This window comes from Jiangella sp. DSM 45060 (genome assembly GCF_900105175.1).
GTDB lineage: Bacteria > Actinomycetota > Actinomycetes > Jiangellales > Jiangellaceae > Jiangella.
Map to the genome: position 1 here is coordinate 3,100,852 of NZ_LT629771.1, position 25,701 is coordinate 3,126,552.

At 73.8% G+C, this 25,701-nt stretch carries 26 protein-coding genes; 15 read left to right on the forward strand and 11 right to left on the reverse strand.

The features are described from left to right. Positions 1-55: 55 nt before the first annotated feature. From BLU82_RS13990 to BLU82_RS14015, 6 genes are all read right to left on the reverse strand, one after another. Entirely contained in the window at positions 56-973 is a 918-nt protein-coding gene (locus tag BLU82_RS13990) for an RNA polymerase sigma-70 factor (protein WP_092621294.1), read from the reverse strand. After that, positions 970-1,905, reverse strand: coding sequence for an NAD(P)-dependent oxidoreductase (locus BLU82_RS13995; protein WP_092625809.1), 936 nt, complete (start codon positions 1,903-1,905; stop codon positions 970-972). The genes BLU82_RS13990 and BLU82_RS13995 overlap by 4 nt, the downstream gene beginning before the upstream one ends. A gap of 24 nt (positions 1,906-1,929) precedes the next feature. Continuing rightward, positions 1,930-3,417 (reverse strand): apolipoprotein N-acyltransferase, encoded by a 1,488-nt coding sequence (gene lnt, locus BLU82_RS14000; RefSeq protein WP_197682936.1) that lies wholly within the window; start codon positions 3,415-3,417, stop codon positions 1,930-1,932. Positions 3,418-3,595: 178 nt separating this feature from the next. Next, complete coding sequence (locus tag BLU82_RS14005) at positions 3,596-4,189, reverse strand: dihydrofolate reductase family protein (protein ID WP_092621297.1); 594 nt, start codon at positions 4,187-4,189, stop codon at positions 3,596-3,598. A 78-nt stretch (positions 4,190-4,267) separates the two neighbouring features. Then, positions 4,268-5,038, reverse strand: a complete 771-nt coding sequence (locus BLU82_RS14010; RefSeq protein ID WP_092621300.1) for a GntR family transcriptional regulator — start codon at positions 5,036-5,038, stop codon at positions 4,268-4,270. Between the two features lie 92 nt (positions 5,039-5,130). After that, positions 5,131-6,135 carry a zinc-binding dehydrogenase gene (locus BLU82_RS14015; protein WP_157740939.1) on the reverse strand — a complete coding sequence of 335 codons (1,005 nt, stop codon included), beginning with the start codon at positions 6,133-6,135 and terminating at the stop codon, positions 5,131-5,133. Between the two features lie 235 nt (positions 6,136-6,370). On the opposite strand from BLU82_RS14015, the gene BLU82_RS14020 reads away from it, so the two are divergent. The 9 genes from BLU82_RS14020 (at position 6,371) to BLU82_RS14060 (ending at position 16,306) form a co-directional block, all read left to right on the forward strand. Further along, entirely contained in the window at positions 6,371-8,053 is a 1,683-nt protein-coding gene (locus tag BLU82_RS14020; protein ID WP_092621306.1) for an ABC transporter substrate-binding protein, read from the forward strand. 2 nt (positions 8,054-8,055) lie between these two features. Then, positions 8,056-9,009, forward strand: coding sequence for an ABC transporter permease (locus BLU82_RS14025; protein WP_092621309.1), 954 nt, complete (start codon positions 8,056-8,058; stop codon positions 9,007-9,009). Beyond that, complete coding sequence (locus BLU82_RS14030; protein WP_092621312.1) at positions 9,006-9,878, forward strand: ABC transporter permease; 873 nt, start codon at positions 9,006-9,008, stop codon at positions 9,876-9,878. Before BLU82_RS14025 ends, BLU82_RS14030 begins: the two co-directional genes overlap by 4 nt. Continuing rightward, entirely contained in the window at positions 9,871-11,721 is a 1,851-nt protein-coding gene (locus tag BLU82_RS14035) for an ABC transporter ATP-binding protein (protein WP_197682937.1), read from the forward strand. The genes BLU82_RS14030 and BLU82_RS14035 overlap by 8 nt, the downstream gene beginning before the upstream one ends. After that, entirely contained in the window at positions 11,718-12,704 is a 987-nt protein-coding gene (locus BLU82_RS14040) for a Gfo/Idh/MocA family protein (RefSeq protein ID WP_157740941.1), read from the forward strand. Before BLU82_RS14035 ends, BLU82_RS14040 begins: the two co-directional genes overlap by 4 nt. Continuing rightward, a complete protein-coding gene (locus BLU82_RS14045; RefSeq protein WP_092621318.1) occupies positions 12,701-14,164 on the forward strand; it encodes a glycoside hydrolase family 3 N-terminal domain-containing protein in 1,464 nt (487 codons plus the stop codon). Before BLU82_RS14040 ends, BLU82_RS14045 begins: the two co-directional genes overlap by 4 nt. Before the next feature lie 71 nt (positions 14,165-14,235). After that, entirely contained in the window at positions 14,236-14,925 is a 690-nt protein-coding gene (locus tag BLU82_RS14050; protein ID WP_092621321.1) for a helix-turn-helix domain-containing protein, read from the forward strand. 55 nt (positions 14,926-14,980) lie between these two features. Beyond that, positions 14,981-15,523 (forward strand): dihydrofolate reductase family protein, encoded by a 543-nt coding sequence (locus tag BLU82_RS14055; protein ID WP_092621324.1) that lies wholly within the window; start codon positions 14,981-14,983, stop codon positions 15,521-15,523. A 15-nt stretch (positions 15,524-15,538) separates the two neighbouring features. Continuing rightward, a complete protein-coding gene (locus BLU82_RS14060) occupies positions 15,539-16,306 on the forward strand; it encodes an alpha/beta fold hydrolase (RefSeq protein WP_197682938.1) in 768 nt (255 codons plus the stop codon). Between the two features lie 10 nt (positions 16,307-16,316). Here BLU82_RS14060 and BLU82_RS14065 read toward each other — a convergent pair whose 3' ends face one another. After that, positions 16,317-17,168, reverse strand: coding sequence for an AraC family transcriptional regulator (locus tag BLU82_RS14065; protein WP_172885608.1), 852 nt, complete (start codon positions 17,166-17,168; stop codon positions 16,317-16,319). A gap of 212 nt (positions 17,169-17,380) precedes the next feature. Between BLU82_RS14065 and BLU82_RS14070 the strand changes: the two genes are divergently transcribed. After that, positions 17,381-18,637, forward strand: coding sequence for an NAD(P)/FAD-dependent oxidoreductase (locus BLU82_RS14070; RefSeq protein ID WP_092621331.1), 1,257 nt, complete (start codon positions 17,381-17,383; stop codon positions 18,635-18,637). Between the two features lie 81 nt (positions 18,638-18,718). After that, positions 18,719-19,309: a GNAT family N-acetyltransferase gene (locus BLU82_RS14075; protein WP_092621334.1), complete on the forward strand. Its 591-nt coding sequence runs from the start codon at positions 18,719-18,721 to the stop codon at positions 19,307-19,309. 156 nt (positions 19,310-19,465) lie between these two features. Here BLU82_RS14075 and BLU82_RS14080 read toward each other — a convergent pair whose 3' ends face one another. Then, complete coding sequence (locus BLU82_RS14080) at positions 19,466-20,125, reverse strand: class I SAM-dependent methyltransferase (RefSeq protein WP_092621337.1); 660 nt, start codon at positions 20,123-20,125, stop codon at positions 19,466-19,468. A gap of 141 nt (positions 20,126-20,266) precedes the next feature. On the opposite strand from BLU82_RS14080, the gene BLU82_RS14085 reads away from it, so the two are divergent. From BLU82_RS14085 to BLU82_RS14095, 3 genes are read left to right on the forward strand one after another with little or no spacing between them, the layout of a single operon-like run. After that, positions 20,267-20,614, forward strand: coding sequence for a helix-turn-helix transcriptional regulator (locus tag BLU82_RS14085; protein ID WP_092621340.1), 348 nt, complete (start codon positions 20,267-20,269; stop codon positions 20,612-20,614). Then, positions 20,598-21,086, forward strand: a complete 489-nt coding sequence (locus BLU82_RS14090; protein ID WP_092621343.1) for an SRPBCC domain-containing protein — start codon at positions 20,598-20,600, stop codon at positions 21,084-21,086. The genes BLU82_RS14085 and BLU82_RS14090 overlap by 17 nt, the downstream gene beginning before the upstream one ends. Before the next feature lie 11 nt (positions 21,087-21,097). Beyond that, a complete protein-coding gene (locus BLU82_RS14095) occupies positions 21,098-21,547 on the forward strand; it encodes an SRPBCC domain-containing protein (RefSeq protein ID WP_157740943.1) in 450 nt (149 codons plus the stop codon). Positions 21,548-21,557: 10 nt separating this feature from the next. Here the strand turns inward: BLU82_RS14095 and BLU82_RS14100 are convergent, their stop codons facing one another. After that, the gene (locus BLU82_RS14100) at positions 21,558-22,205 is read right to left on the reverse strand and encodes a DUF1707 domain-containing protein (RefSeq protein WP_092621349.1); all 648 of its coding nucleotides are present in this window, start codon (positions 22,203-22,205) and stop codon (positions 21,558-21,560) included. Between the two features lie 45 nt (positions 22,206-22,250). Further along, on the reverse strand, positions 22,251-23,186 hold the full coding sequence (locus BLU82_RS14105; protein ID WP_092621352.1) for an SDR family oxidoreductase: 936 nt from the start codon (positions 23,184-23,186) through the stop codon (positions 22,251-22,253). Between the two features lie 182 nt (positions 23,187-23,368). Between BLU82_RS14105 and BLU82_RS14110 the strand changes: the two genes are divergently transcribed. Then, positions 23,369-24,229, forward strand: a complete 861-nt coding sequence (locus BLU82_RS14110; RefSeq protein ID WP_172885609.1) for a helix-turn-helix transcriptional regulator — start codon at positions 23,369-23,371, stop codon at positions 24,227-24,229. A gap of 445 nt (positions 24,230-24,674) precedes the next feature. On the opposite strand, the gene BLU82_RS14115 is transcribed toward BLU82_RS14110, so the two are convergent. After that, positions 24,675-25,685 (reverse strand): YafY family protein, encoded by a 1,011-nt coding sequence (locus BLU82_RS14115; protein ID WP_092621355.1) that lies wholly within the window; start codon positions 25,683-25,685, stop codon positions 24,675-24,677. Positions 25,686-25,701: the final 16 nt, after the last annotated feature.

Sequence of the window (25,701 nt, forward strand, 5' to 3'; positions counted from 1 at the left end):
CGGTTCGCTGGCGCCCTGGCACCAGCGAACCGCCCACCATCGCTCCGGCCCTGCGTCAGCCGCGACGGGCCCGGCGCAGCTCGTGAGCGACGGCCCAGGCGTCGGACAGCGGGCCGAGGTGGCCGAGCTTGTCGGGGTTGACGACGGAGCGGATGGCCTGGATGCGGCCGTCCAGCACGTCCAGCGACATGGTGGCGATCAGCGCGCCGTCGCGGTCCTCGACGACGGCGCCGGGCTGGCCGTTCAGCGTGCGCGGCCGCAGCCTCGCGCCGACGGTGTCGAGCAGCGGGAGGATCGACGTGACCAGGCGGGCGACGTTGTCGGCGCCGTACACGCCCTTCGCCAGCGCGGGCGCCTTGCCACCGCCGTCGCCGACCATCTGGACGTCGGCCGCGAGCAGCTCGCGCAGGCCGTCGACGTCACCGTCGCGGACCGCGTCGAAAAACCGGGCCGCCAGCTCGTCGCGCTCCTGCTGGTCGGCCGCGAACCGGGGCCGCCCCTCGTCCATGTGCCGGCGGGCCCGGACGGCGAGCTGGCGGCAGGCCGTCTCGGACCGGTCGACGGCCGCCGCGATCTCCGGGAAGCCGAAGCCGAACACGTCGCGCAGCACGAACACCGCCCGCTCCAGCGGGCTGAGCCGCTCGAGCAGCAGCAGCGCCGCCATCGACACGGAGTCGGCCAGCTCGGCGGAGCGGGCCGGGTCCTCGTACGGGTCGGTGGCCAGCGGCTCGGGCAGCCACGGCCCGACGTACTCCTCGCGCCGCACCCGGGCCGAGCGCAGCACGTCGATCGACACCCGGGTGACGACGGCGGACAGGTACGCCTTGACCGACTTGGGCTGGGTGGTGGACGTCTGGTAGCGCAGCCACGTCTCCTGGACGGCGTCCTCGGCCTCGCTGACGCTGCCCAGCAGCCGGTACGCGATGGAGAACAGCAGCGGCCGCAGGTCCTCGAACTCCTCGGCCGGGGTCATGCCGCCTCCTCCTTGAAGCCGGCGCGCCAGGTGGGGTACCGCAGCTGCCAGCCGAGTTCCCGCTTGGCCTTCGCGTTGGAGAACGGCCGCGCCTGGGTCATGGCCGCCACGCCCATCTCGCCGGCGACCGGCCGGACCAGCCACGCCGGGACCCGCAGCGGCCGCTTCGCCCCCACGCACGCGGCGAGGTACGGCAGCCACTCGCGGACGGGGGCGGGCTCGTCGTCGACGATGTTGTACACGCCGGTCGCGCGTTGCTCCACAGCCAGCACGGTAGCGCTCGCCGCGTCGTCGATGTGCACCAAGGAGAAATAGCCCGCGCCGCCGCCGATGACCGGCATCCGCCGTTTGCGGACCAGCTCGATCTGGTCCTCGATGCCGCCGCCGGGGCCGTAGAAGACGCCGTAGCGCAGCGCCGCGCCCCCGGCCTTCACGACCACGTCCTCGACGTAGCGCAGCGGCCGGGCGATGACCCGCAGTTTCGCCGGCAGCTGCTCCGGCGGCAGTGGCTCGTCCTCGGTGATCGGGCCGGCGTCGCGCTGCGCCGGCCAGGTGGCCAGGCTCTGCGCGACGACGTGCGTGACGCCGGTCGCCGCGGCGGCGGCGAGCAGGTGGTCGGTGCCGTCGGTGCGCAGCCGGTTGGTGACGGCGCCGAACTTCTCCGGATGCCGGTAGTCGGGCTTGCCGATGTAGTCGGGCGCCAGCGCGGTCATCTGGTGCACGATCGTGTCGGGCCGGGCGTGCGCCACCGCCTCGCCGACCGAGGCCGCGTCCAGCCCGTCCATCAGCACGCCCTCGGCGCCCAGCCGCTCCAGCAGGGCCAGCCGCTCCGGGCTCGTCGTCGTCGCCGTCACGTGGTGGCCCCGGGCCACCAGTTGCGGCACCAGGCGCCGCCCGATGGCTCCGGTCCCGCCCGCCACGAACACCCGCATCACGTCACGCTCCTCGTCCGGTCGTCACTCCCGTTCCCGAGACGAGACAGCGCGGCGTGCCGTGACATGGGCGACGGCGGCGGCCGCCAGCGGGAGCGCGACCAGCAGCAACACCGGCCAGTCGCCGGTGCGGGCGTACGGTGTCGGGCCGGTGCGCAGCGGCACCTCCTGCTCGAGCAGCTCCTGCGTGCCCAGACCGCTGAGCCGCGTCACCGACCCGTCGGGCAGCACGACGGCGGAGTAGCCGGTCGGCGCGGCCTGCAGGACGGTGCGGCCGAACTCGCGGGCGCGCAGCCGCGACGCCGCCACCTCGATGGCCGGCACCTCCTCGCCGACGTACGACGAGGCGTTGGTGGGCGCGAGCACCAGCTCGCCGCCGTCGCGGACCCCGTCGGCGACGCGGCCGGCGAAGAACACCTCGTAGGAGATGACGATGGCCAGCGGCCGGCCGGCCGCCTGGACGACGGCGTCGGTCGTGCCGACGATCGCGTCGCGCGGGACGAACCGGGTGTCGTCGCTGAGCCGCTCGAACAGGCCGCGCAGCGGGATGTACTCGCCGAACGGGACGCGGTGGCGCTTCTCGTACCGGTCGACGATGCGGCCGTCCGGGCCCCAGACGACCGAGGCGTTGCGGAAGCCGTCGCCCTCGCGTTCGGTGAGGCCGACGACCAGCGTGGTGCGCAGCCGCCGGGCCTGCTCGGCGAACGCCTCGTCCAGCGCGGTGCCGGCGGCCGGGCCGTCGACGTCGGCGACGTTCTCGGGCAGCAGGACGACGTCCGGCTCGCCCCGGACCTGCTCCAGCGCGTCGAGGTGGCGGTTGGTGGCGTCCATCGAGTCGACGAAGATCGCCCGCAGGCCGCGCGGCCCGCCGCCCTGCACGATCACCGCGTCCAGGCTGCCCGCGTCCTGCGTGCCGGCGGCGCCACCGAGCGCGATCGGCAGCCCGGCGGCGACGACGGCGGTCGCGGCGGCCACGACGCGGGTGCGGTTCGGACCCGCGACGACCGCGGCCAGCGCCCCGCCGGTGAGCGCCGCGAGCGCCGTCACGAACAGCGCGCCGCCCAGCGGCGCGACCGCCAGGAACGGGCTGTCGGCCAGGCTCAGCCCGAACGCCGGCAGCGGGAAACCGCCGAACGGGAAGCGGTACTGCGCGGCCTCGAGCGCCACCAGCGCGGCCGGGGCGACCAGCCACCAGCCCGGCCATCGTCTGGCCGAGCGGCCCGGCGACACCGCCGCGACCAGCGCCAGCAGCACCGTCTCGAGCACCGCCACGGCGACGTAGCCCGCCGCGTTGAAGTCGATCAGCCAGCGCAGCGCGACGACGTAGTGCACCGCGCCGCACAGCGCGCCCAGCCAGAGCCGGTCGCGGGGTGAGTGCCCCGCCAGCGCCAGCACGAACCCGGCCACGCCCAGCGGGAACAGCGGCCACCAGTCGCGCGGCGGCAGCGCCAGCCACCACAGCAGCGCGACGGCCACCATCAGCCCGGCGCTGACCGCGCGCCGCTGGGTCACCGCGGCGGCCCGTCGGCGACGCGCTCGATCAGAGCATCGGTCGTCGCGTACGGATCGATGCCGTGCGGGCCCGGAGCCGGCACTCGCGCGGCATCGCAGGTCGGGCAGTCGGTCACCGTGCCATCCTGCCACCGGCGCGGACGGCGGGCCGGCCGCCACCCCCGGCGCAACGCCGAGGTCAGCCGTACGTGACGCCGTAGCGCAGGTGGGTGACCTGCCGGCCCTGCACCACCTGCAGCAGCTCCAGCGACGTCCGGTCGTTGCGCAGGTGCTCGAGGTAGCGCACGCCGTCGCGCAGGAGGATCGGGACGAGGTCGACCCGGATCTCGTCGAGGGCGCCGAGGTCGATGCACTGCTGCGCGATGTTCGGACCCGCGACGCCGATGTCCTTGTCGCCGGCGAGGGCGCGGGCGCCGTCCAGGGCCTCCTCGACGCTGCCGACGAACGTGAACGGCGCGTCGGGAACGGGCGGCCAGTTCTCCGGCGGCGGCCGGTGCGTCACCACGAACGTCGGCGAGTCGTTCGGCGGCCGGCCACCCCAGCCGTGGGCGTGGTCGAAGATCCGCCGTCCGGCGATGAAGACGCCCTCGGTCTCGTTCTGGCGCCAGTAGGCGGCGCTCGCCTCGGACATCCGGAACACGATCGGGTAACCGGCCGGACGCACCTCGACGTCGCCGCTGGTGTACCAGTCGAACAGGGCGCCGACGGAGTCGTCGGGGTACGCGACGAAGCCGTCGAGCGACATGGTGAAGCTGGAGAAGACGACGCCCATCAGTGCCTCCTGGTCGGGTCCGCGCCCGTCGCCGGATCAGACCACGCCGGGCCGCGGAACTCATCGCCGCGACAGAGCTCAGCCCGGCCGGCGCTCCTGGCGCAGCACCGCCTCGTAGCGGTCGCCGCGGTAGACCGCCTCGGTGTAGTGGACGACGCGGCCGGCGTCGTCGCGGGCGACGGTGTGGACGCGCAGGGCCGGCTCGCCGGCGGCCAGCTCCAGCAGCCGGCTGTGCAGTTCGTCGAGCAGGACGGCGACGATGCGCTGCTCCGTCACCCACAACTGCACGCCCCACTCGCGCTCGAGCACCTCGTACAGGGACGCGTCGGTGAGGTCGACCTCCTCGAGGCCGGCGAACCGGGCGGCCGGCAGGTGCGCCCGCTCGACCGCCATCGGCACGTCGTCGCCCGTGCGGACCCGCTCGATCTGCACCGTCGCGGCGTCGTCGGCGATCTCCAGCTGCTGGGCCACCGACCGGCTGGCCCGCCCCCGCGCACTGGTGAGCATCCGCGACCCCGGCCGCATGCCGCGGTGGCGCATCTCCTCGGTGAACGACGTCACCGACGCCGACTGGCTGACGCTGACCCGGCGGTCGGCGACGAATGTGCCGCTGCCCTGCACCCGGTACGTCAGGCCCTCGCCGCTCATGCGCTCGAGCTCGCCGCGGACGGTCTGCCGGGCGACGCCGAAGCGGCTGGCCAGCACCCGCTCCGACGGCAGCAGCGAGCCCGGTTCGAGCGTGCTGACCAGCTCTTCCAGCAGCCGGCGCAGCTCGCGGCCCTTCGTGGCCCGGCCCGGGAGGTTCTCGGGCAGCAGGCCGGCGACCGGCTCGGAGCGGGCGCGGCTCATGGCCGGCCGCCACCGGTGGTCTGATGATCCGCGAGGAGATGCATGGCGGCACCCAATCTAGCGGCGGCTCGGTGTCCGGGGCAGCACCGGTATCAGCCGACCCAGTCGAAGATCACACCCATGGTCGTGCCCCGCTCGGTGGTCACCAGCCGGTAGGCCGCCGCGCAGTCCTCGGGCGCGAAGTGGTGCGTGTTCAGCCCGTCGGCGCGGATCCGGCCGGTGGTGATCAGCCCGAAGAACGAGCGGTAGGTCTCGGCCTCGACGTCCAGCCGCAGCGGGCCGTGCGCGCCGCGGATCCGCAGGCCGCGGGTGATGACGTCCTTGGTGAGGTGCTGCTCCGACGGCGCGCCCGGGTCGCCGAGCAGCACGACCGTCCCGTGGTCGCGGACCAGCCCCAGCGCCTTCGGCAGCATGTCCGGCCGCCCGGTGGTGTCGATGACGACGCGCGGCGCCTCGCCGAAGCCGGCCGCGACGATCTCGTCGGCCCGCTCCCCCGGGTCGCCCTCGACGACCGCCGTGGCGCCGCCGCGCAGCGCGAGCTCGAGCCGCTGCGGCGCGATGTCGGCGACGATGACGGTCTCGGCGCCGGCGGCGACGGCCCAGCGCACCGACATCTGGCCGATCGGCCCGGCGCCGATCACCAGCACGCCGTCGCGCAGCCGGTGCTCGGCCGCCTCGGCGCCGACGTAGGCCACCTGCGCGAGCGTGGCCCATGGTGCGAGGTCGGAGGCGATCGCGTCGGGCACCGGGAAGCACTCGGCCGCGTCGACGACGGCGTGCGAGGCGTGCGAGATGCGGGCCATGATCCGGTCGCCCGGCACCAGGCCGGTGACGTCCGCGCCGGTCTCCTCGACCACCGCGGTGGCCGTGTAGCCGGGCAGGAACGGGTACTGCACGTAGTCGTCCCAGTGCGAGCCCGGCTCGAACGTGCCCTTCAGCGCGGTGGTCTCGGTACCGGTGCTGATCAGCGAGTACTCCGAGCGCAGGCGCACCTGCCCCGCCTCGACGCCCGGGAGGTCGAACGGCTCCAGCTCGACCTTGCCCGGACCGGGGAACACGACGCGCTGGCCGCGGCTCGAACGGTGGTGAGGGGACATCGGCACTGCCTCTCATGCAGGTCGGGTGAGCGGATCGGATGGCCGGAACCGTACCACAAAGTGGCCTAGTCCACTTTTCTCCCACATCTTGACACCATCCCCGGGCTCTGCGATTTTGGTGAGTGGACTAGGCCACCTTACGTGTGGACTGGGCCACTCGGCTACCGCCCATCCGCGGCCTTCAGCAGCCACGCTGGTCCCTGGTGGACCGCGCCCATATCCAGACGGAGGCGTCATGACTCGCACGGCGACGCGCTCGACCCGCTCGACCCGTACCCGGCTGTTCCGCTGTCTCGTCCCGCTGCTCGCCGTCGCCCTCGCCGGTGCCTGCGCCGGGAAGAGCCCGTCGGACGACGGCGGCGGCGACGATGCCGGCGGCAGCGGCGGCAACGAGCTCTCGGCCGACTTCCCGGCGGCGGCCGACGGCGACATCTCGTCGTTCACCGTCGGGATCGCCGCCGGCCAGGGCCGCTACGACCCGCTGCTGGCGACCACCAGCGTCATCGTCATCAACTCGTACGACTGCCTGCTCACCTGGAACGACAAGGGCGAGCTGGTGCCCGGCCTGGCGGAGTCCTGGGAGCAGACCTCGGACACCACCTACGTCTACCGGCTGCGCGAGGGCCTGACGTTCTGGGACGGCTCGCCGGTCACCGTCGACGACGTGATCTTCTCGCTGAAGCGCAACGTCGACCCGGCCGTCGCCAGCCCGTACGGCGTCTACTACACGGCCTTCCAGGACGTCACCGCGACCGGCCCGAACGAGATCACCGTCACGCTCAGCCGCCCCGACCCGTACTGGCGCTACGCCAGCGCCATCGCGACGACGGTCATCCAGCAGGAGTTCGCCGTCGAGAACGCCGCGAACCTGGGCACCCCGGGCGTCATCCCGATCGGCACCGGGCCGTACCGGCCCAGCGAGTACTCCCCCGCCACCGGCGCGACGCTGGTCCGCAACGAGCACTACTGGGGCGAGCAGCCGGCCATCGAGGAGCTGGTGTTCTCCGTCGTCCCCGACCCCGAGTCGCGCCGGCTGGCGCTGGAGTCCGGCGCCATCGACGCCACCTGGGACGTCCCGCTGGAGCAGGCCCGGCTGTGGGACCAGATCCCGAACGTGCGCATCGGCTACGGCCCCGGCGGCAACACCAAGATCTTCAGCTTCGACGTCACCGCGCCGCCGTTCGACGACGTCCACCTGCGCCGTGCCATCGCCTACGCGATCGACCGCGAGGGCATCGCGAACTCGGTGTTCAACGGGCACGCCGAGCCGGCCCGCGGAGTGGTGCCGCCGGAGATCTTCGAGATCTTCTTCGACGAGCAGCAGCTCGCCGACTGGTACGACTCGGTGCCGGCCTACGAGTTCGACCTGGACAAGGCCAAGGAAGAGCTGGCGCAGTCGGCGTACCCCGACGGCGGCCTGACCATCGAGCTGCCGTTCCAGGCGTCGCAGACCGTCGACCAGGACATCCTCGCGACCGTCCAGCAGAACCTGCGTGAGCTGAACATCGAGCTGATCTACCAGAGCATGCCCGACACCCAGTACTTCGCCGAGCTGTACCGGCACGAGGACCTGGGGATGCAGCTGTTCTACTTCGGCCCGACCTACCCGGACCCGTTCACGTACACCTTCTACCTGATGGCCGAGAGCCAGGCCGTGCCGAACGCGTTCAACTTCGCCAACTTCCACAGCGACGCGTCGGAGGAGCTGATGGCGATCCAGGAGACCGACCCCGACCTGCAGGCCCGGGTCGAGGCGGGCGCGGAGCTGGTGCGCATGGCGGCGGACGACGCGGCCTACGTCGGCATCACGTTCCTGCCGTTCCCGGTGGCGCTGAACCGCGAGTACACCATCGACGGCGACTTCAGCATCTGGACGTTCGCGAACTGGGCGTCCCGCATCCGGATCGCGGAGTCCTGATCTTGAGTATCGCCTGGTACATCCTGCGACGGCTCGGCGTCGGCCTGCTGCTGCTGGTCATCGCGTCGTTCTTCGTGTTCTGCCTGCTCTACATCAGTCCCGGCTCCCCCGAGCAGGTGCTGCTCGGGGGCCGGCCGTCGACCCCGGAGATCATCGGCACCATCCGGGAGAAGTACCACCTCGACGACCCGTTCCTCGTGCAGTACGGCCAGTGGCTGCTGGACGCGGTCCGGCTGAACTTCGGCGAGTCGATCGTCACCGACCAGTCGGTGACGACCGTGCTCGCCGACCGGGCCGGCCCGACGCTGGCGCTGGCGGTGGCCGGCCTGGTGCTGACGATCGTCGTCGCCGTGCCGGCCGGCATGTACGCCGCGGCCAAGCGCAACACCGGCGGCGACCGGCTGGTCAGCATGCTCACGCTGCTGGGCAGCAGCGCACCGACGTTCGCCGTCGGCGTCCTGCTGCTGTACGTGTTCGGCGTCTCGCTGGAGTGGTTCCCGGTGTTCGGCAACGGCACCGGGTTCACCGGCCGGTTGCACCACCTGGTGCTGCCGGCCATCGCGCTGGCGGTCACCCAGATCGCCTACGTGACCCGGCAGACCCGCGCCGCCGCCCTGCGCGTCTACGACCAGGACTACGTCACGTTCGCGCGGTCGCGCGGGCTGGGCCGGTCGCTGATCTGGCGCCGGTACGCGCTGCTGAACAGCAGCCTGCCGATCGTGACGGCGACCGGCCTGCTGCTCGCGTACACGCTCGGCGGCGCCGTCCTGGTGGAGGTGACGTTCTCCCGCGAGGGTGTCGGCTCGCTCATGCTGCAGGCGGTGCAGAGCAAGGACATCCCGGTGGTGCAGGGACTGGTGGCGTTCGCCGCGATCACCGTGACGCTGGTCAACCTCGGCGTCGACCTCGTCAACCTGGCCATCGACCCGCGGCTGCGCAAGGAGGTCACCGGATGAGCGCCATCGCCGGACAGGACGCCATCGGCGGCACCACGACACAGCGCCGGCGCCGGCGGATGCCGGTCAGCGTGCTGCTGGCCGCGATCTTCGCCGTGCTGGTGGTCGGCCTGGCGATCGTCGGGCCGCTGCTGGCGCCGCACGACCCCGCCGCGCAGAACCTGCAGACCGGCGTCATCGGGCCGACGGCCGACCACCTGCTCGGCACCGACCACCTCGGCCGCGACATCCTCTCCCGGGTCATGGCCGGCGCCCGCGACGCCGTCATCGGCCCGGCCATCATCGCCATCTCGGCCACGGTGATCAGCCTCGTCTTCGGCATCATCGCCGGCTACCGCGGCGGCGTCGTCGAGGCGGTCGTGCTGCGCGTCGGCGACCTCATGTACGCGGTGCCGGCGATCCTCGTGTCGATCGTCGTGATCGGCGTGCTCGGCGGCGGCTACTACCTCGCCGTCGCGGTGCTCGTGCTGCTCTCGGTCCCGGCCGACACCCGCGTGGTGCGGGCGGCGGTGCTGTCCGAGCGGCACCTCCCCTACATCGAGGCCGGTCAGACGCTGGGGCTGTCGCGCTGGCGGATCATGACGGTGCACATCCTGCCCAACGTCATGCCGACGGCGGTGGCGATCGCGCTGCTGGAGTTCGTCTACGGCCTGATCACGCTGTCGTCGCTGTCCTTCCTGGGCCTCGGCGCCGAGGCCGGCTCGCCGGAGTGGGGCCGCATGCTGGCCGACAACCGGACGCTGCTGGCCGAGAACCCGAACGCGGCACTCGCGCCCGCCCTGCTGATCATGGCCACCGCTGCCGCGGTGATGCTGCTCGGCGACTGGATCTACGACCGCGTCAGCGAGGAGTCGACGACACGTGACTGACCCCACGACGACCGCGCCGGCCCCCGGCGACCAGCTGTCCGGCCCGCCGCTGCTGGCCGTCCAGGACCTCGTCATCACCCGCTGGCCCGGCGGCCCGCCGCTGGTCACCGGCCTGGACCTGGAACTGCGCCGGGGTGAGACGATCGCCCTGGTCGGCGAGTCCGGCGCGGGCAAGTCGCTGTCCGCCCGGGCCGCGATCAAGCTCGTCCCGACCGGCCTGCACGTCAGCGGCGAGGTGCGCTTCCAGGGCGAGGATCTCAACCGCATGGACGACGAGGCGGTGCGGGCCGTCCGCGGCGGCGGGGTGGCGATGCTGCTGCAGGACCCGTTCACCATCCTCAACCCGCTGATCCGCACCCGCACCCACCTGATCGAGACGCTGCGCTCGTCCGGACGGCGGCTCGGCGCCGCCGAGGCCGACGACGAGGTGGCCCGGCGGCTGGCCGAGGTCGGCATCACCGACGCCTCGGTCGGCGACCGGTACCCGTTCGAGCTGTCCGGCGGCATGCGCCAGCGGGTCGCACTGGCCTGCGCGTTGGCCAAGGACCCGGCGCTGCTGATCGCCGACGAGCCCACCACCGCGCTGGACGCCACCACGCAGCGCGACGTGCTGCGGCTGCTGCGCTCGGTGCAACAGGCCCGCGGCATGGGCGTGCTGATGATCACCCACGACCTGCGGGTGGCGTTCTCCATCAGCGACCGCGTGTACGTCATGTACGCCGGCGGCGTCGTGGAGCAGGCCCGGCCGGGCGACTTCCTGGCCGCCCCCGCCCACCCCTACACCGTCGGCCTGATCCGGGCCGAGCCGCCCACCGGCTACCGCCGCGACCAGCTCGACGGCATCCCCGGCCAGGTGCCCGCGCCGGAGACCGTCGTCGACCAGTGCGCGTTCGCCGACCGCTGCTCCTGGGCGACGCCGGAGTGCACGACCGCCCGGCCGCCGCTGCTCGCCGTCACCGACGTGCACGCGAGCGCGTGCCGGCGACGCGAGGAGATCGCCGGCGAGCTGCTGGCGGAGCTGCACGCCGCCTGGGAACCGGCCGCCGTGCCGGAGCCCGCCGCCGGCGAGACCGTCCTGCGGGTCACCGGCCTGCGCAAGAGCTACCAGCGGGACCGCTCGGCGTGGGCCGTCGACGGCATCGACTTCGCCCTCGGCGGCGGTCGCAACCTCGGCATCGTCGGCGAGTCGGGGTCGGGCAAGACGACGCTGGCGCGCTGCCTGCTCGGCCTCGAGGAGCCGACCGAGGGCTCCATCGAGCTGTTCGGCACCGACGTCAGCCGGTACGGGTCGCTCGGCAAGGAGCAGCTGCGCCGGGTGCGCGGACAGCTGCAGTGCGTCTTCCAGGACCCGTACTCCTCGCTCAACCGGTCGCACTCGGTCGGGTTCATCCTGCGCGAGGCGCTGAGCCGCCGGTCCGCCGAGGCCGGGCCGGCGCCGTCGGCCGAGGAGCTGCTGGAACGGGTCGGCCTGGCGGCGCGGTACGCGAGCCGCAAGCCGGTCGCGCTCTCCGGCGGCCAGCGGCAGCGCGTCGCCATCGCGCGGGCGCTGGCCATCGCACCGAAGGTGCTGCTCTGCGACGAGCCCGTCGCGGCGCTCGACGTCTCCGTCCAAGGACAGGTGTTGCAGGTGTTGCGTGAGGTCAGCGAGTCGGGGACCCAGTTGTTGTTCATCACCCACGACCTCGCGGTGGTGCGGCAGATGACCGACGACCTCGTGGTGCTCGAACGCGGGAAGATCGTCGAGTCCGGCCGCACGGACGTCGTGCTGGACCAGCCGTCGCACCCGTACACGGCCCGCCTCGTCGGCGCCGTGCCGACCGGCGACGCGCAGTGGCTGTCGTGACCGCCGTGCGGTGGGCCGTCCTCGGGACCGCCCAGATCGCGGCCGGCGAGTTCCTGCCCAGCCTGCTCGCCGACGGCGGCGGCCGGGCCGAGGTGGTCGCCTCCCGGGACGAGCGGCGGGCCGCGGAGTTCGCGGCACGGCACGGCGTCGCCCGGCACGTCGGCGGCTACCAGCAGGCGGTCGAGGACCCCGGCGTCGACGCGGTCTACGTCGCGCTGCCGAACGCCCTGCACGCCGAGTGGACGACGGCGGCGCTGCGGGCCGGCAAGGCGGTACTGTGCGAGAAGCCGTTCGCCACCGACCTGCCGCAGGCCCGTGCCGTCGCCGCCGAGGCGCAGCGCTGCGCCGCGCCGGCCTGGGAGGCGTTCGCGTTCCTGTTCCACCCGCAGACCCGCCGGGTGCTCGAGCTCGTCCGGACCGGCGCCATCGGGGCGGTCCGGGAGGTGCACGGGGCCTACCACTCGGAGCTGGACACCACCGGAACCATCCGCGGCGACGCCGCGCTCGGCGGCGGCGCGTTGTTCGACCTCGGCGTCTATCCGCTGCGGCTGAGCCGGCTGCTGCTCGGCGACGAGTTCACCGTCGTCGGCGCGGACCAGCGGCTGGCGCCGTCGGGCGTCGACCTCGCCACCTCGGCGGTCGTCGATTTCGCGTCCGGCGCGCGGCTGCACTTCGAGACCAGCTACACGCAGGAGTACGCGCCGGCGGCCCGGATCGTCGGTGACCTGGGCGAGCTGCGCATCGCCGCTCCCTACGCCACCGGCCCCGAGGACACCCTCGAGCTCGATCTGGTCGGCGAGGGCACCCGGGTCGAGCACTGGGGCAGCGACCGGCCGCTGTTCACCGACCAGGTCGCCCACATCCACGCGGCGCTGTCAGGCACCGTCGCGGCGCGGCACCGGCTCGGCGAGGACGCCGCCGGCACGCTCGCGCTCGTCGACGCGATCCGGGCCGCCGCACCCGAGACGAAGGGACGTCCATGACCACTGCGAACACCCGGCTCGACGAGGCGGAGATCCACCGGCTGGCGCTGGGCTGCATCCTGGCCAGCTGGACCGGGCCGGTGCCGCCGGCCCGCATCGAGCGACTGCTCGCCGACGGACTCGGCGGCGTCGTGCTGTTCGAGAACAACATCACCGGCGACGACGCGGCGACCCGCGCGCTGACCGACCGGCTGCGCGCCGCCGCCGGCCGGCCGATCGTCGTCGCCGCCGACGAGGAGGGCGGCGACGTCGTCCGGCTGCCCTGGACCGAGGGCTCCGGCCCCGGCCAGGCCGCGCTCGGCCACCTCGACGACGTCGAGACCACCGAGCAGGTGTACGCGAGCCTCGGCGAGCGGCTGGCGCGGTGCGGGCTGACGGCCGACCTCGGCCCGGTCGCCGACGTCAACACCAACCCGGACAACCCGGTGGTCGGGCTGCGCTCGTTCGGCTCGGACAGCGCGCTGGTCGCGCGGCACGTCGAGGCCGCGGTCCGCGGGTTGCAGCGGGCCGGCGTCGCCGCCGTCGTGAAGCACTTCCCCGGGCACGGCAACACCGGCATGGACTCCCACCACGACCTGCCGGTGATCGACTCCGACCTGGACCACCTGGAGCGGGAGGAGCTGCCCCCGTTCCGGGCCGGGATCGAGGCCGGGACCCGCGCGGTGATGACCGGGCACCTGTTCGTGCCGTCCGTCGACCCGGACCGCTTCGCCACCATCAGCCCCGCGCTGGCCCGGACGCTGCTGCGGGAGCGGCTCGGGTTCACCGGCACCGTCGTCAGCGACGCCATGGAGATGGGCCCGCTGGCCGGCGGCCTCGGCATCGTCGAGGGCACGGTCCAGGCGCTGATCGCCGGCACCGACGCGATCGAGCTCGGCTTCGACGAGCACGTCGAAGTGCTGGCGGCGCTGCCGGGCGCCGTCCACGCCGCCGTCGCCGAGGGCCGGCTCGACCTCGAGCGGCTGCGCGACGCCGCCGCACGCACGGCCGCGCTGGCCGTCGTCGTCCCGGACGGGTCCGGGGCGGGCGACCACCCGCTGGCGACGTCGGCCGCCGCGCGCAGCCTCGAGCTGCACGGCGACGTCGCGACCGAGGGCAAGCTGCTGGTCGTCGAGTGCCACAGCCCGAACAGCATCCCGACCGGCGACCTCGACTGGTCGCTGGCCGAGCCGCTGCGTGCGCGCGGCGCGGAGGTCGCGCTGCTGCGGGTGACCGACGACGCCACCGCCGCGGCCGCCGTCGACGAGCTGCGCACGTCGGGCCTGTTCGCCGTCGTCGTGACCCGGGACCCGCAGCGCTACCCGTGGCAGCGGGAGGTGCTGCGGGCGGCGGCCGAGCGCACCCGCGTCGTCACCGTCGACACCGGCTGGCCGAGCCCCGCACATCCCCCGGCGTCGATCCGCACCCGCGGCATCGGCCGCGGGCTGCTGGCGGCGGCCGCGGAGCTGCTCGTCGGCTGAGCCACGCGCGTGGCCGCGCCTGGGACGGCGCGGCCACCCGTCGATGCCGGCCGGGTCTAGGATGGCGCGGCGTGGGGCTGACCTTCTCCGCTGTCGCCGGCGAACTCCCGCTGGTGCAGCGGGTGTGGACGGCGAGCTGTCACGCCGCCACCGGGTTCGCCTCGGCGGTCAAGGCCGCGTCCCTGATCTCGTTCGTGCGGCACGATGGCCGGACGACGGTGCACGTGCACGGCCCGGAGACGGCAGGCACCTCGCTGACGTGCGAGGAGGGTTCGGAGTACTTCGGCGTCGAACTGCGCCTCGGCGCGTATCTGCCGCTCCACCCGCCGTCCGGCCTGACCGATCACCGCGACGCGCTGTTGCCGGTCCTGCCGCGCGACCGGATCCTGCTGGACCACCGCGAGTGGGAGCTGCCGACCGCCCAGAACGTCGACGTCTTCGTCAGCCGGCTGATCCGTGCGGGGTTGCTGCTCTTCGACCCGCTCGTCGACGACATCCGGCACGGGGAACGACCGCGCGGGATGTCGGAGCGCAGCGCGCAGCTCCGGTTCCGCCGGGCCACCGGCCTCTCGCACCGCAAGGTCGTCAGCATCGAGCAGGCACGCCACGCCGCACAGCTGCTCATGGCGGGCAGATCGATCACCGACGTCGTCACCGCCTGCGGCTACTACGATCATCCGCACCTCACCCGGGCGATGCGGTGGGCGACCGGCCACACCCCGAGCGAGCTGAGGTCCGGCATCTCCTTCCTGGCGTTGTGACGCGGCTTCGGTTCGGTACAAGACGCACCCGTCAGCCGGATGATTCACTCCGGGGATGCGCAAACTGATCGAATACGATCACCTCTCGATCGACGGGCGGATGGCGGGCGACGCCTGGTGGGCCGGGCAGTCCGAGGTCGTCCCCAACGACCGGCACTTCGCCTATCAGCTCCGGTTGCTGTCCTCGGCGGTCGGCCTCGTGCTGGGCCGGGTGACCTACGAGGGCTTCGTCCAGACCTGGCCGACCATGACCGGCGACGTCGCCGACACGATCAACTCGCTGCCCAAGTACGTCGCCTCCACCACCCTGACCGAGACCACCTGGAACGCCGAGGTGCTGCCCGGCGACCCGGTCGAGGCCGTCGCCCGGCTCAAGGAGGCCGGCGACGGCACCCTGGTGAAGTACGGGAACGGCCCGTTCAGCCGGGCGCTGGTCGAGGCGGGCCTGCTCGACGAACTGCACCTGAGCATCTCCCCGTTCGTCGCCGGGTCCGGTGAGTCGCTGCTGTCCGGCCTGCGCACCACCGCCATGGACCTGACGTCGGTCACCGACCTCGGCAACGGCACCGTCGTACTGGCCTACGCCACGCGCCGCTAGCGGGAAGGGATCGACATGACGCAGGCCACATACGCCTCGGTGAACGGCATCGACCTCTACTACGAGGTCCTCGGCGCCGAGCGGCCCGGTCCGCCGCTGATCATGCTGCACGGCGGCATGCTCACGTTCCACCTGAGCTTCGACGCGTTGCTGCCGGCGCTGACCGCCGAGCGCAGGGTGATCGGCGTCGAGCTGCAGGGACACGGGCACACGGCCCTCGGCGACCGGCCGTTCTCCATCCGGCAGTGCGCCGAGGACGTGATCGCGCTGCTCGACCGGCTCGGCATCGAGCGGGCCGACTTCCTCGGCTACAGCCTGGGCGGGCTGGTCTCGACCGACGTCGCCGTCGTCGCGCCGGAACGGGTCGGCCGGCTCGTGGTGGCCGCCGCGCACTTCGGGGCGACCCGGTCCGAGGCCTACTATCCGGAGATCACCGCGCTGGACCTGGAGTCGCCGCGGATGCCGACCGAGGCAGAAGGGGCGGCCATGATCCGCGCCTTCGAGGAGGTGGCGCCGCGCACCGAGGACTTCTTCGCGTCCGTGGGAGTGGTCCAGTCGGTGGTGCACGACTTCGAGGGGTGGACCGGCGACGTGCTGGCCCGGCTCACCATGCCGGTGCTGATCATCGTCGGCGACACCGACTTCGTCCGCCTCGAGCACGCCGTCGAGATGAAGCGGCGGGTGCCGGACGCGCGGCTGGCGATCCTGCCGGGGACGACGCACATGCAGGTCATCCGGCCCGACCTGGTGCTGCCGATGGTGACCGCGTTCCTGCGGCGGTGACGATGCGCCGTCAGGGCCGCAGCTGCGCCTGGCGGTAGTCGCGCGGCGACATGCCCTTGAGCTCGCGGAAGCGGCGGTTGAAGTTCGACAGGTTCACGTAGCCGCTGCTCGCCGCGATCTCGATGATCGGCGCGTTGGTGTTGGTCAGCAGCCGGCAGGCGGTCTCGACCCGCAACTGGTTCAGGTACTCCGTCAGCGTTCGGCCCATCGCGCGCCGGAAGAACCGGCTGAACGACGTCGGCGCCATGTGCACCAGGCCGGCCACCTCGGTCAGCTCGACGTGCCGCGTGTGCACCTGCTCGAGGTGCCGGCACACCTTGTCGACCCGCTCGCGGACCGCGGGGTCGGGCGCGGAGATGTAGCCGGGGCCGGTGATCGGCACCCCGCCCGGCGCGACCGCGAGCAGGTGCAGCGCCTCCAGCAGCCGGGCCGTCTGCAGCGCCGCCGGCTGGTCCATCAGCGTCGTCAGGATGTCGCGCACCGGCGGCGGCGCCGGGCTGAAGACGATGCCGTGGACGGACGCGTCCAGCAGCGCGGCGATCTGGTCGAACTGCGGCAGCGCGAAGAAGTCCGCGCCGAGGAAGTCGGCGGGGAACTGCGCGCAGGCGGCCTCGGCCGGATGGTCCGGGTCCTGTGCCGAGGTGAACGTGTGCGGCAGGTCCGGCCCCAGCACCAGGAGATCGCCCATCCGCAACGGCTCGACGGTGGTACCCACATAGCGGGTGCCGCGCCCCTGGGTGATCAACGCCAGCTCGTACGCCTGGTGGTAGTGCCAGCTGAAGTCGAATGACTCTTCATGCAGGACAAACGTGCTGAACGTGGTCCCATACGGGATTCCGGGACGTTCGTGACGCGGGTTCACAGCCCGACTGTAGCGCCGCCCCGCCGATCTTGACGGGGCAACTGAGTACCGGTTTTGGGCAAGCGGCAGGTGGCTGGCGTCAGCCGCCGGCTGCGAGACTCGGAGGCACTTCCCGTCCGTGACCGACGTCACTCAGAGGAGTTGAGGGCCCATGAGCAGCACCGCGTTCGGCCGGCTCCTGGACGCTACTCCGGCAACCCGAGGAGGTGCGCATGCGCGGTGAACCGGCCCACGTCATCGTCGGCGCCGGCCTGGTCGGCGCGCGGGCGGCCCAGGCATTGCGCGCGCAGGGCTGCGACGAGCGGATCGTGCTGATCGGCGACGACAACGCGGGCACGTCCGGACGGCCCGCGCTGGCGGCCGGCGCCCAGCTCGGCCTGAACGGCCGGGCGGCGGTCCGGCGGCGCGACGGGCGCTGGTTCGCCGACGGCGACATCGAGGTGCTGCTCGGCCGGCGCGTGACGGCGCTGGACCGGGTCGCCCGCTCGGTGCTGCTGGACGACGGCGACCGCGTCGACTACACGAAGCTGCTGCTCGCCACCGGCGCGGCGCCGCGACGGCTCGCGGTGCCGGGCACCGACCTCGACGGCGTGCACCACGTGCGCTGGGTCGAGGACTCCGGCCGGCTGGCGTCGGTGCTGCGGGCCGGCGGCCGGATCGTCGTGGTCGGCGGCGGGTGGGCCGGGCTGGAGACGGCGGCCGCGGCCCGCGAGCACGGCTGCGACGTCACCGTCCTCGAGTCGCGGCCGGTGCTGCTGCAGGACGAGGTCGGGCCGGAGCTGGGCGCGTTCTTCGCCGGGTTGCACCTCAGCCACGGCGTCGACCTGCGGCTGAGCCGGTCGGCGGTCGCGTTCGGCGGCGACGGCCGGGTCACGTCCGTGCGCACCGACGACGGCGCCGAGCTGCCGGCCGACGCGGTGGTCGTCGCCCTCGGCGTGTCGCCGCGGGTGGAGCTGGCCGAACGGGCCGGCCTCAGCTGCCGCGACGGCATCCTCGTCGACGAGTCGCTGCGCACCGCCGACCCGCACGTCTTCGCCGCCGGCGACGCCGCGCGACCGGCGAGTCCCTTCTACGGCGCGCCGCTGCGGATCGAGCACTGGGCGAACGCCATGCACAGCGCGCCGGTCGCGGCGGCGGCGATGCTCGGCCGGGCGACGGCCTACGACCGGCTGCCGTCGCGGTTCACCGACCAGTACGGCGTCGGCGTCCAGTTCACCGGCCGCGTCGACTGCTACGACCAGCTCGTGCTGCACGGCGACGTCGCCGGGCCGGAGTTCCAGGCGTTCTGGCTGATCGGGCGTCGCGTGGTGGCCGCCATGCAGGTCAACCTCTGGGACGACGGCCTCGCCCCGGCGGCGGAGCTGATCCGCTCGCGCCGTCCCGTCGACCCCGAGCGGCCGGCGGACGCGCTGCGGCACGACCTCAGCGACCAGCCGATGTCCGCCGTCCATCAGGACACCCTGGTGTGACCCCCGGCCGGGTCTCTAGCTCCTGGCCGGCCGGGGAAAAACCGTTGGCCGGCCGGTTTCCGGCGGCGGTAGGGTCCCGGCATGACGCTGCTGCGGGGCGCGCTGGTCACGCTGCGCCCGGCCGGGCCCGCCGACGTCGAGCGGCTGGTGGCCATCCGGTCGACGCCCGAGGTCCACCACCGCTGGGGCGGCGACGACCTGCCCGCCGAGGTCGCCGCCGACCTCACCGACGACGACCTGCACCTGTACGTCATCGAGGTCGACGTCCCAGAGGGCGGCAGCGCGGCGGCCGGCAGCGCGGCGGCCGGCAGCGCGGCGGCCGGCAGCGCGGCGGCCGGCGGCGAGGTGGTCGGCGCCGTGCAGTGGTCGTCCGAGGAGGACCCGCAGTACCGGCACGCCGGCATCGACATCTACGTCGACCCTGCGCACCACGGCCGCGGCATCGGCACCGACGCCGTGCGCACCCTCGCCCGCCACCTGCTCCGCGACCACGGCTACCACCGCCTCACCATCGACCCGGCGGCCGACAACGCCGTGGCCATCGCCTGCTACGCGAAGGTCGGCTTCCGGCCGGTGGGCGTGATGCGCCAGTACGAGCGCGGCCCGGACGGCACCTGGCACGACGGCCTGCTCATGGACCTCCTCGCCCCCGAATTCGTCGACCAGCCCTGACCCCGCCGCCACCAGCACAGACCCCACGTCGCCGACCGGCCCGCCACACCACCGCCACCAGCACGCACCCCGCGACGCCGACCAGCCCTCAACCCGCGTCACACCACCGCCACCAGCACGTGCCGCACACCGCCGACCAGCCCTGGCCCCGCCACGTCACACGGCCGCGACCAGCGCATACCGCTCGTCGTCGACGGCGCGGCCCCACAGCTCCGGCTCGCCGGTGAGGTCCTCGACCCGCAGCTCGGCGACCAGCGGCCGCACCGCGTCGACGAGGTCGGCCGCGCGGATGCCGCCGTCCCAGAGCAGCGGCTCGGCACCGTCGACGTACGGGGCAACCGGGCCCGCAGCCGCCCACCGGCCCTCGACGAGGACGAGCGTGCCGCCCGGGCGCAGCCGGCCGGTCCAGTCGCGCAGCGCCGCGACCGGGTCGGGCAGCGTCCACACGACATGCCGGGCCAGCACGACGTCGAACGACCGGTCCCCCAGCGGCGGACGGCCCGCGTCGCCGGTCAGGAACCGGCCCGGCAGACCGGCCGCGGCGAGCTTCGCCTCGGCGAGCCGCACCATGGCCGGCGCGAGGTCGACCCCCGTGACCCGATGCCCGAGCTCCGCCAGCAGCAGCGACAGCGACCCCGTGCCGCACCCGGCGTCGAGCACGTCGAGCGCGTCCGGCGTGGACGGCGCCCAGGAGGCCAGCCGGCGCGCCCACGCCGCGCGTGTCGCCGGGTCGCGCAGCCCGTGGTCGGCCTCGGCGTCGAACTCGGCGGCGGCCGTGTTCCAGAACGTCTGGATGGGCGAGGTGTCGTGCGGCATGGACGGCTCCCGGTTCGCGTGGCTGGTCGACCCATCGTCGCCGCCACCACCGACAAGGTCGGCCGGTTGACACGTCCGCCACCTGAGGCCACTATTCAACCAATCGGCTTATCAACCATTTGGTTGAGTATCGGAGGACGGATGGACGACGACGGCCTGAGCCTGGTCTTCGGCGCGCTCGCCGACCCGACCCGGCGCGCCATCCTCGCCCGGCTGGCCGAGGGGCCGGCGCCCGTCACCGAGCTCGGCCGGCCGTTCGACATCAGCGCCCAGGCCGTCTCCAAGCACCTCAAGGTGCTGGAGCGGGCCGGGCTGATCAGCCGCACCCGGCAGGGCCAGTGGCGTCCCTGCCGGCTGGAGGCCGCGCCGCTGGAGCGCGCGAGCGGCTGGATCGAGCAGTACCGCGCGGTCTGGGAGGACTCCCTGGGCCGCCTCGAGCACGAGATCGACCGGATCCGAGGGAGGCAGGACGATGCCACGCACGACTGAGGTGCTCTTCGAGCCCGAACGCCAGGACATCATCGTCACCAGGGGTTTCGCCGCGTCGCCCGGCGCCGTCTTCGCCGCGATGACCGACCCGGCGCTGATCCCGCGCTGGTGGGGCTCGCGCCGGTTCGACACCACCGTCGAGGAGATGGACGTGCGCCGCGGCGGCAGTTGGCGGTTCGTCACCCGGCATCGCGAGGGCACCTCGACGCCGTACACCTTCCGCGGCGTCTACCACGACGTCGTCCCCGGCGCCCTGATCGTGTCGACGCTGCAGTTCGAGATGGGCGGGCCGGGACACCTGCAGCTCGTCACCGACACCTTCGAGCCCGACGGCGAAGGCGGCACCCGCTACGTCAACGTCGCCCTGTTCCAGTCGGTGGCCGACCGCGACGGCTGGATCCCGACCGGCATGGAGACCGGCATCCGCGAGTCGCACGACCTGCTGGACGAGCTGATCGGGGCGCCGCGCTGATGGACCTCACCGTGACCCGTGCGTACGACGCCCCGCCGCCGCGGGTGTGGGCCGCGCTGACCGAGTCCGCCCTGGTGATGCGCTGGTGGGGTCCGGACGGCTTCACCGCGCCGGTCGCGCGCATGGACGTCCGCCCGGGCGGCGTCTCGCTGGTGGCCATGCGCTCGCCCGACGGCGCCGAGCTGTACAACACGTGGACGTACGGGCTGGTCGAGCGGCCGCACCGGCTCGAGTATGTCTTGCGCTTCTGCGACGCGTCCGGCCGGCCGGTGCCGCCGTCGTCGCTCGGGCTGCCCGCCGACATCCCCACCGGCGGCGTGCCGCACGAGCTGACGCTGACCCCGTCGGCCGGCGGGACGGAGCTGACGGTCACCGAGCGCGGCTACGGGACGGCCGGCACTGTGCGGCTGTCGCGGCTCGGGCTGGAGCAGACGCTTAACAAGCTGGCCGCCGTGCTCTGACCGGCGGGCGTCAGGGCCGACGGTCGGCCCTGCGCAACAGGCGGCGCCGGCCCCGTCCAGGCGCGGCGGCGGAGACCTTGCTCCACTGCAGCCGGCCGGTCACCCGGACGACGGCGCGCGGCGGGGTATCGTTCCGGGCCGGTTCGAAACGTACCTTCGAGCCGTGCTCGTCCAGGTCGGTGGCCTCGACCCGGATGTCGTCCGGGACGATCAGCCGGAGCCGGCTGTGCGTGAGGTCGGCGTCGACCCGCAGCAGCGGCCCAGGCAGGTCCGCCTCGGTCAGGTCGAGCACCAGCGACGAGTGCACCAGCGTGACGACGAGGTGGGCCGGCACCTCCCACCGGCCGGAGCGCTGCATGCGGGCGTGCGTGCCGGTGATCGTGACGGGCTCGCCGGCGCGCCGCGTCGCCGGGACGGGCTCGGCCGCGGCCAGGACGGCGTCGGCGCCGGGGAGGTGCACCAGCGCCGCCGCGAGGTCACCGCGGGTGCGTGCGCCCAGGACCGCGCCGAGCCGCTCGTCGATCTCGTCGAGCCCGATGCGGCCGTCGCCGAGGGCCGTGCGGACGAACTCGGCGGCCCGCTCCCGGTCCGCGTCGGACACCCGTTCCAGCGCCCGCGACTCCGCACCATCCTCACGTCGTCCCACGTCGTCGCCCATGACGCAGAACTCTACGCAGCCGGCCGGGCGCGGACCTCCGGCGGCTCAGGCGGGGAATGGCGCCCCGACCAGCGCCTCGGACACCTCCCACAACCGCCGGGCGTCGGCCGCGTCGCGCAACGGCGACCACAACTCCTGCCGGGCGGGCGCGCCGCCGAGGCCGCCGCGTCCCCGCGGGCCGTAGAACTCTCTCCCCCGCGTGCCGGGGCCGGTCGCAGCCAGCAGCGCCGGCACCGCCGCGCTCTCGACGGTGCCGGTCAGGCCGAGTCGCGACAACACCCGGATCAGCCGGACCGACGTGGTGTCGCGCCGCCGCCCCATGCCGGGCTGCGCGGCGAGCAGATTCGTCGGCGAGACCCCGGGATGGGCCAGGTTGCTGCTGATGCCCCAGCCCGCGGCCGCGCTGCGCCGGTCCAGCTCGCGAGCGAACAGGCCGACGGCGATCTTCGACTGGGCGTAGGCCCTGCGCGCGTCGTAACCGCGCTCCCAGCCGAGGTCGTTCCAGTTGATCGCGCCGCTGCGGGCGGCGACGCTGGTCTGGTGCGTGACCCGTGCCCGGCCCTGCCGCAGCAACGGCAGCAATCCCAGCGTCAGCGCGAAGTGCCCGATGTGGTTGGTGCCGAACTGCAGCTCGAACCCGTCCGCCGTGACCTGCCGGCTGGGTGGCGTCATGACACCGGCATTATTGATCAACATGTTGATCGGGCGGCCCTCCCCGACGAGATGGTCAACTATTGCCGCCACCGAGTCCAGTGTTGACAGGTCGAGGGGCCGGGTGCTGACCTTCGCGCCCGGCACCTGGTCGCGGAGGCGACCGACGGCCCGCTCCCCCTTCGCCGCGTCGCGCACCGGCATGATCACCTCCGCGCCGGCGCCGGCGAGCCGCGTCGCGATGACCAGGCCGATGCCGTCGCTCGCGCCGGTGACGACGGCGAGCCTGCCGGTCTGGTCGGGGATCGCGAGGTCGATGGTGCGGGCCATGAGTGGGTCTCCTTCGTCGGGCGGCCCACGTCGGGCGGCCGCTGTGGGCCGGCCGCTGTGGGGCGTTCCCGTCGTGGGCGTGCGCCTCGTGGGTGTCCCCTTCATGCTGCGAGCCCGCCGCGATCGCAGCCACGGCCTGACGATCCGTGGTTACCGCGTCGCGCGGACGGTAGAAAGGGCGCATGCTGATCGATCGCGCCGGGCTGGCGGCGTTCCTCCGCAACCGCCGCGAGGCGCTGCAGCCCGAGGACGTCGGCCTCCCGCGGGGTCGGCGCCGCCGCACCAGCGGGCTGCGGCGCGAAGAGGTGGCGGCCCTCTGCCATCTGTCGGCTGACTACTACGCCCGGCTCGAACGCGAGCGCGGCCCGCACCCGTCCGAGCAGCTGATCGCCTCCATCGCGCAGGGCCTGCACCTCTCGCTCGACGAGCGCGACCACCTGTTCCGGCTCGCCGGGCACCAGCCGCCGGTCCGCGGGCCGGCCAGCGAGCACATCAGTCCCGGCCTGTTGCGCACCCTCGACCGCCTGGCCGACACTCCCGCAGAGATCATCACCGAGCTGGCCGAGACCCTGCGCCAGACGCCCCTCGGCGTCGCGCTCACCGGCGACGCCACCCGGTACACCGGGCCGGCCCGCAGCCTCGGCTACCGCTGGTTCACCGATCCCGCCGCCCGCGACCTGTACGCCACCGGCGACCACGAGCAGCTCTCGCGGGCGTTCGCCTCCGGCTTGCGCGGCATCGTGACGCTGCGCGGCCCTGAGTCCAGGGCGGCGCAGCTCGCTGAGCGGTTGCTCGCCCGCAGCGACGAGTTCCGGGCGCTCTGGGACGAGCACGAGATCGGCGTGCGCCCGAGCGAGGTCAAGCGCTTCGTCCACCCCGAGGTCGGCCTGCTGGAGCTGACCTGCCAGACCCTGCTCGACCCGGACCAGTCGCACCGCCTGCTCGTCTACACCGCCGTCCCGGGGAGCGAGAGCTACGACAAGCTCCGGCTGCTCTCCGTCGTCGGCACCATGACGCTGCCCGCTCAGGGCGACCCGCCGTAACGGGCGACGAGCACGAGGGCGCGGTCGCGCAACCCGGTGCGCTCAGGGCGACCCGCTGTAACGGCCCGCGGCCAGCATGAGGTCGCGGTCGCGCAAGGCGGCCCACTGCAACGGGCCGCGAACGCGACGGCGAGATCGCGTATCGCTGTGCGCTCAGGGCGACGCGCCGTAGCCACCGGCGATGATCAGCTCGGTCACCGGGACGCCGGAGGCGTTGAACGCCTCGATGATGGCCGGCGGTGGCCAGCGCGACGGCACGATCGCGTATCGCTGTGCGCTCAGGGCGACCCGCCGTAACGGGCGACGAGCACGAGGGCGCGGTCGCGCAACCCGGTGCACTCAGGGCGACGCGCCGTAGCCGGCGGTGGCCAGCGCGAGGGCACGGTCGCGCAGCGCGAGGGCACGGTCGCGCAGCGCGAGGGCACGATCGCGCATCGCTGTGCGCTCAGGACGACCCGCCGTAACGGGCAGCGAGAGCGTGGGCGCGGTGGCGCAGCGCGGTGCGCAGGGATGGCGGCGCGAGCGCCTCGGCGTCCGTCGCGAGCTGCCACAGCGCCCACTCGGCGTGCCGCGCGTCCTGGAACGTCACCTCCATCCGCAGCCAGCCGCTGGCGTCGGCGTCCTCGGCCGGGACGGCCTCCTCCGCCGGGACGGTCTCCTCGGCCAGGACGGCCAGCGCGGTCGCCACCAGCTCTTCTCGCCGCGACGGCCGCACCCGCAGCTGGACGACGACCTGGTCGGGGCCGGCGCGGAAGCGGGTGCCGCGGTCGCGCCAGATCCGGTCGAGGTCGACGTGGGCCGGGCGCTCGGCCGGTTCGGGCAGCTCCTCGGCCGCCAGCACGCGCGACAACCGGTAGGTGCGGTCCTCCCCCGACCTCGTGGCCAGCAGATACCCCCGGTCGCGGACGGTGACCAGCCCGATCGGGTCCACCGTCCGCCAGGACGGCGGCCGGCCCGCCGCCGCGTAGTGCAGGCGCAGCTTGTGCCCGGCGAACACCGCGCGCCGGACCACGGCGGCCACGTCGCCGGGCACCTCCTCGACGGCGGTCCGGCGGGCCAGCAGGTCGGTCTCCGGCTCGATCAGCATCCGCCGGGCCGCGTCGCTCGCCGTCGCCTGAGACCCCTCCGGCAGTGCGTCGACCACCTTGCGCATGGCCGACGCCAGCGCCGAGCCGAGCCCGAACACCTGCTCGCCCCGCCCCAGCCCGGCGACCAGCAGCGCAAGTGCCTCGTCGTGGTTGAGGCCGGTGAGCTCGGTCCGGAACCCTGGCAGCAACGCGAAGCCGCCGTGCCGGCCACGTTCGGCGTACACCGGCACCCCGGCCGCCGACAGCGCCTCGATGTCGCGCAGGACGGTGCGCGTGGACACCTCGAGCTCGCGGGCCAGCGTGGCCGCGGACAGCCGGCCACGCTGGCGCAGCAGCAGCACCAGCGACACCAACCGGTCGGCGCGCACACGGACGTTCTACCAA